Raw genomic sequence first — 14,500 nt, 5'->3', positions numbered from 1 at the left:
GCTGTTCTTTTTATTTGTATTAAGATACTATATTTTATTCTTACTAAATATAATTAAAAATACTTGCGTTCAACTTCCCATTTTGTGAAGTTGCCACTAGCTGCATCGATTTCAAAGTCATATTCGTAACCATTGTATCGAATTTCACCTTCGTATTCCAATCTACCATGATCATAGTCATGCCCAAATTCAGTTACATTAGCTTGTGTTGCTCCTGGCACGCGTGCCAAGGCACGATTTAATGCCTCTTGCTCACCAATACTTTGAGCAGACGCAAATATTGTCAATCCAAGAGCAGCTACAGCAGCCAATACCAAGGCTTTCATAAATTTTCTCATAATAACCTCCTATATACGATAAATTATATTGATTTTTTTAGATTTACTTTATACATTTATTCTAATCTATAAATCAAAATACATCAAACACGAACTTTTGATATAGAACCACCTCACAAACACTATACGCTACGTTATTATTTATATACTCATAAAAATATTTTATATATAAATACAAAAATTTAACCTAAGTAAAATAGTATATAAAGGCTAGAAGTATATATGGGCTAGAATAGAAAAAGCTTTTACATATAAATCTATAGAATAATTTATCAAATTATGTTACAATACTTCTCATTATAAGGCAAAATTAAATGCAGTCTGCGAAGTGCGATTCGCAGACTTTTATTTTTCTCACTTTAGTATAGGAGGGTTTTATGACTCAAGAAAGCTCTGCTAAAGTCTCTTTCATCTTAGTAGTATTCCTCGGTCTGTTGACGGCGATTACACCCTTGGCAACAGATCTTTATTTACCGGCATTACCAATTATGCCTGGGGAGCTGAATACAACAGCTTCTAATATTCAAATGACCATAGGTGTTATGACCTTTGGTGTCGCCTTAGGACAACTATTTGGTGGCCCCATTAGTGATACAATGGGGCGTAAACTCCCCCTTATCGTTGGTAATTTGCTGTGTGTCATCTCTGGTATCATCTGTGCCTACGCACCTAGTATTGAAATACTGTTACTAGGTCGATTTTTACAAGGCTTAACAGGATCTATTGGCGTTGTTATCGCGAAGGCTATCGCTCGAGATTTTGCATCTGGTCAGGAATTAACCAAACTCTTTGCATTACTTATGATGGTTAATGGCCTTGCGCCAGTACTTGCACCATTAGTAGGTGGCCAATTACTACTCTTTACTACATGGCGCGTTATTTTTATTATCCTCGCTGTATTCTCAGCCATTCTATTAGTAGGTTCTCTTCTCTTCCGTGAAAGTTTACCCAAAGAAAAACGTATTGCAGGTGGTATCACTACATCTGTAAAAAATTATCTTACGCTGATGAAAGATAAACCATTCCTTGGGCAAACACTAATCCAATTCTTTGCTTTTGGTGGATTCTTTGCGTATATCTCAGGTTCATCCTTTGTATACCAAAACATCTTCCAACTATCTGCACAAGAATTTAGCTATCTCTTTGGTATCAATAGCTGTGGTATTATCTTAGCTAGTGCCATAAGCGCTAGATTAAGTAATGTAATCACAGTTCGACAATTACTAACATTTGCCCTCTGGCAACTAACAATCGGCTCCTTGCTATTCTTAATAGCTATGCTTTTCGAATGGCCACTTATTCCTGTAACGACCATTCTATTCTTTACCGTATGTACAGTATCCCTATTTGGCTCTGCCTCTTTCTCTATGGCAATGGCTAAATACGGTAAAATGGCTGGAAGTGCCTCTGCAGTACTTGGCTTTGCTAGCATGTTCTCTGCAGGAATCGTATCTCCATTAGTTGGTATTGGTGGGGAATATACGGGGATTCCCATGGGGATTACAATGCTAGTATGTGCAGTGCTTTCCTTATTGTGCCTATATGGTTTGGTAGAAAAAGAATAATCTCTTTTATACATTTGTATGAGCCCCACAATGGGGCCCGACTACAACAGAATAATATTAGTATATAAATAAGATCCCCCTTTCCTTGCTCAGTACTTCGTAAAATCGCTTCGTAAAGGGGGATCTTATTTATATTAATACTACCTGTGAAGGCGTCCCATTGTGGGACTTTACAAGCATATTTCAAAATAGATTAATTCTTTAACTCTACAAACACCTAGGCATAATAACGAAAACCACCTACACAACTGATTGTAGGAGAAAGGAGATGTGCCATAGGCACATCTCCACATTTCTCCCCCCTCCTCTATCCAGTTATATTTTCAATGGGACATCTTCATAGCGAGCGTTTATAGAAAAGAACACAGCCCTCTCTCCTCTTTTTCCGTTAGATGTATTGCGAATTTTTTGTGAATAATGAGATAAAAAAACGATGGAGCTATTAGATATACAGTAGATTGAATCATTTACATTTTATAATGGGACATCTTCATAATTAGCGTATATAGAAAAGAATACAGCCCTCTCTGCAGCGATTTTACGGAACGTAGTGACGTACTGAGCCAAGAGAGGGCTGTATTTTTTCTATACTAGTAATATGCAGTTGTATTCGGGCCCCATTATAAAATGTAAGAGACCTTATCACTTATTTACAGTAGCTCCATCGAGTTACACAACTATTAGTTTAGCAAAAATTCGCAATACACTAACTACTTACTCGAACATTGTCGATAGTAGTAGTTTCAATCGGTTTGCTTGATTAACCGCACTGGATCCTGGATCGTAGTCGATAGCCGCAATTCGCACGTCTGGGTAGGCAGCGGATAGTGTTTTCACCATACCTTTACCTGTTACGTGGTTCGGCAAACAACCAAATGGTTGTAAGCATACAATTTGTTTAGCTCCTTTTTCGATGAGGTCGATCATATCGCCTGTGAGGAACCAGCCTTCACCACATTGGTTACCAAGTCCGATGAATTGAGCTGCTTCTTTTGCTACTTCTGTCATACGTTGTAGCGGGTCAAAGTGTTTTGACGCTGCTACGGCTTTTGCATATGGCAAGCGGTAGAGCTCAAGGGCTTCACGAGCCAATGTACCAAAGAAGCCAGATAGCCATGTACCATCAAGGTGCTTAGCACGGTATGTGCTATCCATTGCACAATACAAGAAGAAATCTAGCAAGCCAGATGTAACGACTTCGCCGCCTTCCTTTTCGATAAGCTCATTAATATGATTGTTAGCACTTGGATGGAATTTAACGTAAATTTCCCCTACGACACCAACACGAGGTTTTTGTACATCTTTATTAATTGGCAAGTTATCAAAATCATGGATGATTTCTTTGATGTACTTATTATATTGTCGAAGACTGGCAGATGTAATATTATCACGTAATTTTTTAATCCAATAATCACATAATGCATCGGTAGAACCAGGATTTGTCTCGTATGGCCGTGTGGCAAGAACACATTGCATGAGCGCATCACCGTATACAACAGCTTGAATCATGCGATGTAAGAAACCTTTTGTCAACTTAAAGCCTGGTTGGCGTTCCATATCACTCGCATTAAGAGATAGAATAGGTACTTGTTTCATACCAGCATCAATCAATGCTTTACGTAAGTAACCGATGTAGTTTGTAGCACGACAACCACCACCAGTTTGAGAGATGATAACAGCCGTCTTATCTACATCATATTTACCGGATAATAGTGCGGACATGAGCTGCCCTACAACGATAATCGCTGGGTAACATGCATCATTATTAATGTATTTTAAACCCACTTCGATATCGTCACGCGTAGGCGCTGGCAACATTTCAAAGTCATATCCTTCATTTTTGAGAACTGGCTCTAAGAGGCTAAAATGCAATGGTGACATTTGTGGTACCAAGATTTTATAAGTCTTACGCATTTCTTCTGTAAAGACAACGCGATTGTAATCGTAAGTTGGTAATTTCTCTACCACTACCTCTTCCGGCGCCTCAGGATTATGATGACGACGCAAACTACGTTCCATTACAGATTGCAAGGATCGCAAACGGATTGTCACGGCTCCAAGGTTTGTACCTTCATCGATTTTGAGCAAGGTATGGATTTTGTGGTTTGCTGAAAGTATATCTTTTACCTGATCTGCTACGATAGAATCCAATCCACAACCAAAGGAGTTAAGCTCTACAATTTGGAATCCTTCAGTTCTACTTACAAATTCAGCGGCACGATATAGGCGACTATGGTAGGACCATTGGTCTACAACGCGTAAATGCTTGATTTCATTGCCTAATGGGGCAACGCCATCTTCTGTAAGAACAGCCATACCAAGAGATGTAATAAGTTCAGGAATACCGTGGTTAATACCGGAGTCTAAATGATATGGACGGCCAGCCAATACGATTGTCGGAATTTGTTCTGCCACGAGGCGAGACACAGTTTTCTTTGTCGTTTCACGGTAAGACGCTTTGCAGTTTTCCTGCTCTTCCCAAGCGAGGTCTACAGCCTTAGCAATATCCTTCTTCTTTACGCCTAAGAAATCCAATGCTTTCACAAGGGCCGGAACAAGGGCTTTTTTATCAGCTAGCGGCAAGAATGGTACGTGGAACGGAGTATCGCCCAAAACCTCTTGCATATTATTTTTGATAAGTTCTGGATAGGAAATAACCATTGGACAATGGTAATTATTGTCGCGGCTAAATTCCTTAGGGCCATGTTGAATACAAGGGTACCAAATAAAGTCTACCTGTGCATTCGCTAAGTCGCGAATGTGACCATGAACAGCTTTTGCTGGATAGCAAGCCGTATCGGATGGAATCGTATCGATAGCCTTATTGTATTGATCCTTAGTCGTATAATCTGAAAGGATTACTTCATAACCCAAGCTATTGAAGAATGTAAACCAGAATGGGAAGTCCTCATACATGTTGAGAACGCGAGGAATACCTACACGCATTTTACCTTCAAACTCTGGAATGTTTTTCTTCAAGTAGTAATCAAAGTAACGACGTAATTTTACATCTACCAAGTTAGGAACTGGTTTACGTTTCTCTTGGATCATATCGCCAGCACCGCGATCACAACGGTTACCCGTTACGTACGTACGACCATCGGAGAAGGCATTAATAGTAAGCATGCAGTTATTTGGGCAAAGGCCACAATTGCGCATTGTCGTAGATACTTGTAAAGAATTAAGGCCTTCACTATCTAGCAATGTACTTTCACCCTTTTGCAACTCTTCCGCCGTTTCCGCGGCAAGAAGAGCCATACCGTATGCACCCATCAAACCAGATACATCAGGGCGAATCACCTCTACGCCCATCAATTTCTCAAAGGCACGCAAAACAGATTCGTTATAGAACGTACCACCTTGTACAACGATATGATCGCCTAATTCTTTAGGGTCTTTCACCTTGAGAACCTTATAAAGGGCATTTTTAATTACAGAATAAGCAAGACCTGCCGCGATATCTTGTACCGTAGCACCTTCTTTTTGAGCCTGCTTAACCTTAGAGTTCATAAATACGGTACAACGAGAGCCTAAGTCGATTGGCATAGGTGCCAATAACCCTTCTTTTGCGAATTGATCGATTGGAATTCGTAGACCAGATGCAAATGTATCAATGAAAGAGCCGCAACCAGATGAGCAAGCTTCGTTCAACACGATATCTTCGATATACCCATCACGAACCTTACAGCATTTCATATCTTGACCGCCAATATCCAAAATAAAGGATACATCAGGACAGAAGAATCGAGCCGCACGATAATGAGCCATCGTTTCTACTTCGCCTATATCGATGCCGAGGGCGCGTTTAAGAAAGGCCTCACCGTAGCCGGTTACGCCAGAGTGTGCAATATAGGCGCCTTTTGGCAATAATTCATATATTTTCTCGATGATTTCACGAGATTTTTCTAACGGTTTACCATGGTTAGGACCATAGTGAGAGAAGATAATTTCCTTATTACTATTAATGAGTACTACCTTTAGCGTAGTAGAACCAGCATCAATCCCAAGATAACAAGGACCTTGAGCATCCTCAATATTCGCTTTTGGCGTTACCGCCTTAGCGTGACGAGCACGAAATTCTTCTAATTCTTGTTCATTCTTAAATAGCGGATCGACACGGTCTGTAGCTTCCATAGGAATACCGATAAGTGCACCGATTTCCTTTGTCAATTGACCGACAGTGATCTCACGGCACTCATCTTTCATCAATGCCGCCCCTAAAGCAATGAACAACTCACCATTCTCAGGGATAATGCGATGCGCTTCATCCAACTCTAAAGTATCGCAGAAGCATTGGCGCAACTCGGATAAGAATGTCAATGGACCGCCAAGGAATGCTACATTACCTTCGATTTTATGTCCGCATGCAAGGCCAGCAATCGTTTGGTTTACAATTGCTTGGAATACGGATTTTGCAATATTTTCATGAGATGCGCCTTGATTTAACAAAGCTTGTACATCTGTTTTAGCAAATACGCCACAACGTGCCGCAATTGGATAAATCGTATCAGCATTCATGGCTAATTGATTAAGACCAGATGCATCTGTCTGCAATAAGGTCGCCATTTGGTCGATAAAAGCACCCGTACCACCAGCACAGGAACCATTCATACGGTGTTCCGCAGTTTGACCTAAATACGTAACCTTCGCATCTTCACCACCAAGTTCGATGATAACGTCTGTTTCTGGATAGAGGGCTTTTACAGCTCGCGTTTCAGCAATCACCTCTTGTACGAATGGGATGCGCACCTTTTCGGCCATAGCCATCCCACCAGAACCAGTAATACATACATGAACAAGAGCGTCTTCATGACCAACTTGAGCCTCTTGTAGCAAGGTATATACTGTGTCCAATATGTTTGCATAATGGCGTATGTACTTTTTATACAAATAATTATCGTGTTCGTCCAATAATACAACTTTAACCGTTGTAGACCCCACGTCAATCCCCATGCGTAGCATGTGCTGCATAAATACCTCTCTTTTTAACGACCGTATGACCACCTAAGTGACCATACTTATTTTTGTGAAAGTCTCACATGTAATATGTACAACATATATACTGTACTAAGCATCTAAAATAAAAATTAAATTAGATAAGGATATAATACTTTCACCAAAATATCTAAATTTTTAAATATCCTATCTTTATTATACAACAACAGCAGTTAAAATCTAAGTTATTTCTATATCTAAAATGTTATAGAAAATATGTTAAGATTTAAATTACAAAGTCATATATATAATAGGATGTAAAAAATATTATACCATTTTACAATGAAAAATAACGTAACTTTTGCAACATAACAGGACAAATCAAATATATTAACTGCATTAGACAATATGCAATAGATAAAAACTAACCCCCAAAATGGATTCCAATTTGGGGGTTAGTTCATAAGATAGTATATCTTATTCGTATCTATAAAGTTATGTCATGAGAGAGTATTGTATTAAATACATATATGTTATTAACGATCATTGATTAAAACGCTGGAATAATAGCCCCTTTGTAATGATCTTCGATGAACTTCTTAACTTCTGGAGATTGTAATGCTTTAGCTAATTTTTGAATAGCTGGTTTATTTTCATCACCAGGGTTTACGGAAAGAAGATTTGCATATGGAGAATCCGCTTTTTCTACGAATAAGCCATCTTTTGTAGGATTAAGACCTGCTGGCAATGCATAGTTAGCATTGATTACAGCTGCATCTAAGTCTTGAATGGAACGAGGAATTTGAGCTGCTTCCAACTCTGTAATTTGAATGTTTTTAGGGTTGCTAGTCACATCAAACGGTGTGTTAGTCAAACCAGTTGGGTCTTTCAATGTGACAAGACCTGCACTTTGCAACAAGAGAAGTGCACGAGCACTGTTTGTCGGGTCAGATGGAATCGCTACTTTTGCGCCATTAGGCAAATCTTTCAAATCTTTAATTTTTTGAGAGTAAATAGCTAATGGTTCGATGTGAACTGGTGCAAAGCTTACGAAGTTTGTACCATGATCTTTATTGAAGTTATTTTGGTAAGGCACGTTAGCAAAGAAGTTTGCATCTACTTCATGGCTAGATAATGCCATGTTTGGTTGAATGTAGTCTGTAAATTCAATGATTTGAAGATCTACACCTTCCTTAGCCAATAAAGGTTTAATTTGATTTAAGATCTCAGCATGAGGTACGGGGTTTGCTGCCACTTTTAACACCTCTGCTTTAGAACTACCAGCACTGCTGGAACTTGCGTCATTTGTGGAAGAACCACAACCACTAATCAATAAGGACGCGCCTAGTACGGCCGTCGCTGCTAATGCTAACCATTTTTTCATGTAATCCTCCTATCTACGATGAACACCTACATCTATTGACGAGGACTCATGCGTATACAACACACGTAGATATGTTAATAAATCTATATATTCTTACACTGTATCTACATTTAATTATTTAATAATTTCGATGTGGTTAGTATAGCAATTTAAATCCTACTCGTATAATAGTTTTTATATATCCATGGATATAACTTTAAACTATAGCAAGATAAGAGTAATTACATTTAGCTATGCCAAGTACATAAAAACGGTACTAAGATGATTCCCCGTACTACTAGGTAATATACCTAATAGGTACAATCAAACTTAGTACCGTTATAAATATCGCTCTATATAATAAACAATCTAATCAAAATCAAAAGATTCAATTATAAAGTTGACGTTGTTTGCTCCACAGAAATAGTTACAGGTGCTGATAATTTAGCCTCTAACCAAGCTTTTATTCGTTCCGAATCTGCATCAGATACAGTGGACGCGGTATGGATAATCACCATATAGCGATTCGCTTTAGGCTGTTCTAAATTATCTATCAAAGGCATGCCTTCCACTCTGCTTACAAACGGGAATAACGCCTTTGCTTCAGCTTCTGTCGTTTTCATAGTGTTTATAGTTTCACTTACTAGTTGATAAGTCGGCTGGTACAGATTACTCAAGTTTGTATATTTTTCATGATCCTCCGAGGCTTTATTCAAGCTCGTCTTATCCACAGCAGATTTTTTCTCATCTACACTATTAACAAATCGCACTGCATAAGACTGCAAATACTCGTCTTTCTGTAATTTATCATCCAACTGGGATCGTTCCTCTGAAGTCACAGGAGCTCCTACAACTACTATATCTACTAGCTTATTCACTCGGTCCAATGAATAATCAATCACTAGTCGACGCCCATCTTGATTAATATTGGTCTTAATAAACTGCTCTATATGATTTGACTCAGAATACTTGATGGTCATATCATAGCCTGCATAAATGCTTGGTATAGCCATAATAAGACCAATCACAAGAAATATTAGCTGATTACGACGATTAATCTCTTCTGCTTGCTTATGGGATGGCAAACTATATACACCTTTTAAAACAATAAAAGATGCAAAGAAGATGAAAAATGCATTTATAAAGAATAGATACCCAGCCCCAAAGAAATAATGCCAATTTCCATTAGCCAGTCCATATCCTGCCGTACACAGTGGTGGCATAAGTGCAGTCGCAATCGCTACCCCTGGTATGACATTATCTAAGGTCTTACGCGTTTGACCAATAATCCCAGCTAACCCACCAAATATAGCAATGAATACATCAAAAATATTCGGTTCTGTACGCGCTAATAGTTCAGATGTAACTGTCTGAACGGGGGAAATATAAAAATATAAAGCAGATGCCAAAACAGCAATCATAATCTGTAAGGACAATCTTAAAATAGCACTTTTCACAACTGTAAAATTAAGCGTAGCGAAGCCAAAGCCAGTTGCTAGAATCGGTCCCATCAACGGCGATATAAGCATAGCACCAATAATAACGGCTGTACTATTCATATTCAACCCAATAGAGGCAATAAACATGGAGAGGATCAGGATAACCAAAGCAGGTCCCTTAATCTTAGCCCCACCTATCAACCTTTTAGCAATGGTTGCATCATCGGCTCGCTCAAAATGTATATCAAAGTATTTATTTATTTCCATTCTTCTTCCTTATAATTTCATCAGCTCTGCAAAGGTGCCCACATTTACAAACATATGCTGCGTTGTTTTTAGCATTTGAACCATCAAGATGGCCCCCGTGCCTTCTCCCATCGACATTTGTGCTTGAATAGGAACCATGTCTTGAGTGATCCCCACCTCAGCCAAAGCGATTTCCGTACCTTTTTCTTTAGAATAATGCGATGGCAATGCATAGTCCTTAATACGAGCGTTTATGTGCGTTGCACAAGCAGCTGCCACAGATGTTATAAAGCCGTCAATAACAAAAGGCTTTTCAAAATCTACACAAGCTAGCATCGCCCCAAGAATAGCGGCAATATCAAAGCCCCCAACATGAGCTACGATTTTACGAACTCGGTCAGGCTCATGTTCAGAAGCCATATTGTTCTTATGATGCTCTAAAACAGACCGAACAAAATCAATTTTACGCTTCATCAGCTCTGGTTTGTCTGGCCAGGAACCAGGGCCCACGGTTTCCGTTGGCTTAGCTCCAGTTAATGCAGACAAAACACAAGCAGAGGTTGTTGTATTACCCAAGCCCATTTCACCAAAGGAGAACAGATTGATTCCTTGTTCTACATAATGTTGAATCCGTTCATATCCAGCTTGAAAGGCGCTATTAAATTCATCCTCAGCCATGGCAGGATGGTTCAAAATATTCTTTGTACCCTTCGCTACTTTGCGATTCACACCGATGCCATCATCTGAGGCAATGCCTACATCCACGACCTCATAAGGAATATTATTAAAGTTGCAAAATTGTGTGGCTGACGAGCGACCGAGTAACATATTACGGGATTGCTTTTGTGTCACCTCATAGTTATAGCCCACATAGCCTTCTATATTGCAACCATTATCGGCAGAAAATATGATATGCTGTGGTCGAATTTCACCATTAATCTCGCCCCATGCCGTACAAATCTTACGGAAATATATTTCCCATAAACCAAGACCACCTGGGATAAGGCATTTTGGTTGGAGAAATTTATTTAATTGTTTCTCTATCGGTAATACTGACTTATCTTTCATTTTATTCTCTAATCCGCACCTAATATGCCAACTAGCCTTCTATTAATTCGATATTATTCTATCTGAAAGTATAACATAAAATGCATATCTAGTAATGTGACTATTATTAGTTTTTAGAAGTATAATTTAGTTTTGAAATATAGTATTCTAACGGCATTATTTCTAATCGAAATTATCATTACACAATTACAACTACTCTAGTAGATAAAAAAGGTTATCCCCTTACAGGATAACCTTTTTTATCTATATAATGATGTATTTCTTACGCTTCTTTTCCCTCTAGAATTAAGCACCTTGGAATTGAGGCATATCGTCGCCACTAGAGTCGTCCAATTTACCTTGAAGGTCATGGTCAACCATGGCACATACAGATGCATCAGACCATACGTTTTCAGCGGTTTCAATCATATCGATAATCGTATAGATTGGCAAGATGATACCAAGCAAACCAATTGGTGCACCGATGGAACTCATCAAGGATAAGGTTAAGAAATAACAACCCATTGGAACGCCCGCATTACCAATCGCAGCGAGAACAGCAATAAATAACCAGGCCACCATTGTGCCCATAGTCAATTCCATTCCCGCATTTTGCATTACGAATAAAGATGTGACAAGAATGAAAGCTGCGCAACCATTCATATTAATAGTTGTACAAATTGGCAATACGAAACGAGCTACTGCAGGATGAGCTTTCAAATTATCCTCAGCAGATGCTAATGTAACAGGCAATGTTGCAGCAGAAGATTTAGTAAACAACGCAACGGCTACGGCTGGGGACATTTTGCGGAATACATCCACAGGGTTCAAACCGCGGAATAACAAGAACAATGGAATTACGATAAAGAATTGGATCAAGTTACCACCGATAACAACAGCCGTATATTTACCTAAAGCACCAACAATTACGCCCGCTTCGATTTGCGCAGATAATTGACCTGCAAAGGCGAGGATACCGATTGGCAATACATAAAGTAATGCTTTAATCAATGTAAATAGTAATTCTTGTAAACCAAATAAGACTTTCAACACCGCTTCACGATTTTCAGTGCGTGGCATGAACGCAAAGGCTAAACCAACGGAAGCAGAAATAAACATTACAGACAATACATTGGCTTGTAAGTATGGTTGCAAGATATTGTTTGGAATAACAGATAAGAAATGATCGTAATACGTAACATTGCCAAGTTTTTCAGGCACTTGAGCCGCACCGGCACCGATTACATCAATTGGCAAATTACCTGGTGCAATCCACAGGAATAAGCCAAGTCCTACAGCTGCTGCACAAATCGTGGTTAGCAAAGTATACACTACGGCATGACCAAAGATACGACCTGTATCCTTTTTAGCACCTAGCATGGATAATGTAGTAATTACTGCTAAGGATACGGTTGGAATTGCGATAAATTGAAACAAACGGGTAAAGATCGCTGCAATAAAATTAAAGAGCTCATTTAAAGCCGGAATATGTTGCCATCCTAAGATAGCGCCTATGATGAGAGCTCCCATCCATAAAATGAACTGACGCAATTTTCCTTGTCCACGACTTTTCAAGGTAATCTCTTGCGCTAGGGCATCGACATTTTTGTTGTTTTGATCTGCCATGATAACACCTCTCTACAAACTAAACTATATGAGACTATAAAAAGAAACCCCAGCCCTAGGGCTGGGACAGTGAATATCCGAGTCTCTCTTTAATTCACATTATAGAGATATGATTTAAAATTGTCAATTCCAATATTTGAACACATTATAATATATTCAAGTATTATTTCAATTTTTTATAGACATTCTAATAAAAACTAATGATACATATCTATATCTACAGTAATCATTCGCGTTCGCTCTGGATTAAACATAAAGTAAATGACTCTAGGCTGATCATGATCAAAGTTATGGTAAACAACATATACTATATATTTCTCAGCTGATATCCGAGTACTATAATAATAATCTTCCTTAGGATCATCACCGATACTCTGTGTACCATCAATTACCCAGGGAAATAATTTCCAGTTTTGTCGTTGAACGGTAATAATCTCATAATATTCATTCACGTCACTAACTAATAAATTTCTATCCTTTGGATATGTAAATGAATTAAGTGCTTTAAAGGTACTATCATTTTTCCTGCCATTTACAAACGAATACCAAGCATGAGATTTAACAGTTTCCTCATACTGTGAAATAGTAGCTTCATCACCATCTAATACCAAGCAACTATAACTCCCACCCAATCCAATTACCTCAGCAGAAGAAACCACTTTCAAGCTCTCTGGTAAAGACTTAGGTGTTTGTAATGGAGCCGGAATATACCCCGCTTTAGATGAGGGCCATGTAGAGTGCCACTGTTTTGTATCATAATGAGATACCCCTATAGCAGAAAATGCTAAATTAACAGCTAATGTGGGAAGCATACACAGAAAAAAGATTACATAAAAATATGTTAAAAATCTTTTTCGTATAGCTTTCTCACTATCAATTACTCCACATTTTTCAAACAATAACACAATCGTAGCTACTAACAAAATCAGATAGTATAACCCAGAATATGATATCTCATCCGAAAACAAAAATGTTAGTACCCAAATAATTATAAAGAACCATATACTTTTTCTATATGGAGGCTCAGTAAACAAATTCTTTAAATACATTAAACACTGTCGCATATACACTCTCTACAATCGAATTTGTAAAAGTCTTAAGTATTTTAATTCGACTGATAAAACACAGCTCGAGTCCCATCATCATTGATTAACAGTTCTACAAAATGAGGCCTTTTTATATCACCATTATCTACAAATACATATAGTCTATGATTACGAACGGAGCTAGTACTTTGATTAACCACCGTTTTTGTTTCTTTTCTAGGTGCAAAGCGCAACCATTCAACAAAATCTCGCTTAGGTAGATTTATTGGCTCTTCATTTATACTTTCAATAATATTATATTCACTCGGATGAGATATTGACGTTTTTCGTTCTCCCGTATTTAAATCACGTAAAACACCATGCTTATCGATTTGTACTTGATAAGTAGCTTGTGCCTTTGCAATTTTCTCATACTGTGCAATAACTGCAGGGTCCCCTTCTAAAACGGTATATTTCGTAGGATATGCACCCGCCCAAGCTAAGTCATCACCAGATGCTGAGGCTCTAATAATCCCTTCTGGAAGTACACTAGGACGCTTTAATCCTTCTGGTAATTCATCACTATCAGGCCAACCACGTTTCCAATCCATCGTACTAAACTCAAAACCATCAGTTTGATCACGAGTCGTTTGAGTATCATACTTAAGCCAATCAGCTACAAGCCAAGATATACTAAGGGTTATGACAATAAATAAACCGCAAGCTAGTCGGCTATGGGCTTTTTCAGATATGGTTCGTTTCTTAAAGCGACCATATTGCAGTAACACACTCAATACTATGGCTATACCAAAAACCATGTATGTAATAGGTGCTATGTTAAATAGCGCTACCACAATTGCAAACAACACGCATAGCATAACCGTTAATAGGCCATAAAATCCTTGAAACAAAACTC

Annotated in this window: 9 protein-coding genes; 1 reads left to right on the top strand and 8 read right to left on the bottom strand. The window is 38.5% G+C overall.

Annotated features, from left to right (window positions below; all coding sequences use genetic code 11):
* Positions 1-53 precede the first annotated feature (53 nt).
* Positions 54-338 (bottom strand): PepSY domain-containing protein, encoded by a 285-nt coding sequence (locus tag E6X37_RS07925; protein WP_302682633.1) that lies wholly within the window; start codon positions 336-338, stop codon positions 54-56.
* Between the two features lie 377 nt (positions 339-715).
* Between E6X37_RS07925 and E6X37_RS07920 the strand changes: the two genes are divergently transcribed.
* Positions 716-1,903, top strand: a complete 1,188-nt coding sequence (locus E6X37_RS07920) for a multidrug effflux MFS transporter (protein ID WP_287533220.1) — start codon at positions 716-718, stop codon at positions 1,901-1,903.
* A 714-nt stretch (positions 1,904-2,617) separates the two neighbouring features.
* Here the strand turns inward: E6X37_RS07920 and E6X37_RS07915 are convergent.
* The 7 genes from E6X37_RS07915 to E6X37_RS07885 all read right to left on the bottom strand — a co-directional run bounded on the left by E6X37_RS07915 (position 2,618) and on the right by E6X37_RS07885 (position 14,495).
* Positions 2,618-6,874 carry an acyl-CoA dehydratase activase-related protein gene (locus E6X37_RS07915; RefSeq protein WP_316591579.1) on the bottom strand — a complete coding sequence of 1,419 codons (4,257 nt, stop codon included), beginning with the start codon at positions 6,872-6,874 and terminating at the stop codon, positions 2,618-2,620.
* A gap of 514 nt (positions 6,875-7,388) precedes the next feature.
* Positions 7,389-8,222: a MetQ/NlpA family ABC transporter substrate-binding protein gene (locus E6X37_RS07910; protein WP_008714880.1), complete on the bottom strand. Its 834-nt coding sequence runs from the start codon at positions 8,220-8,222 to the stop codon at positions 7,389-7,391.
* Between the two features lie 371 nt (positions 8,223-8,593).
* A complete protein-coding gene (locus E6X37_RS07905) occupies positions 8,594-9,907 on the bottom strand; it encodes a DUF389 domain-containing protein (protein WP_316066588.1) in 1,314 nt (437 codons plus the stop codon).
* 9 nt (positions 9,908-9,916) lie between these two features.
* Complete coding sequence (locus E6X37_RS07900) at positions 9,917-10,954, bottom strand: nicotinate-nucleotide--dimethylbenzimidazole phosphoribosyltransferase (protein WP_316066587.1); 1,038 nt, start codon at positions 10,952-10,954, stop codon at positions 9,917-9,919.
* A 285-nt stretch (positions 10,955-11,239) separates the two neighbouring features.
* Positions 11,240-12,559, bottom strand: a complete 1,320-nt coding sequence (locus E6X37_RS07895) for a dicarboxylate/amino acid:cation symporter (protein WP_316066585.1) — start codon at positions 12,557-12,559, stop codon at positions 11,240-11,242.
* Between the two features lie 197 nt (positions 12,560-12,756).
* Positions 12,757-13,623, bottom strand: a complete 867-nt coding sequence (locus E6X37_RS07890; protein WP_316066584.1) for a hypothetical protein — start codon at positions 13,621-13,623, stop codon at positions 12,757-12,759.
* 41 nt (positions 13,624-13,664) lie between these two features.
* Positions 13,665-14,495, bottom strand: coding sequence for a hypothetical protein (locus tag E6X37_RS07885; RefSeq protein ID WP_316066583.1), 831 nt, complete (start codon positions 14,493-14,495; stop codon positions 13,665-13,667).
* Positions 14,496-14,500: the final 5 nt, after the last annotated feature.

Origin of the sequence: Veillonella parvula, from assembly GCF_032550495.1 — a bacterium.
GTDB classification, from domain to species: Bacteria; Bacillota; Negativicutes; order Veillonellales; family Veillonellaceae; genus Veillonella; species Veillonella parvula_G.
This window is presented reverse-complemented; position numbering and strand designations above follow the sequence as displayed.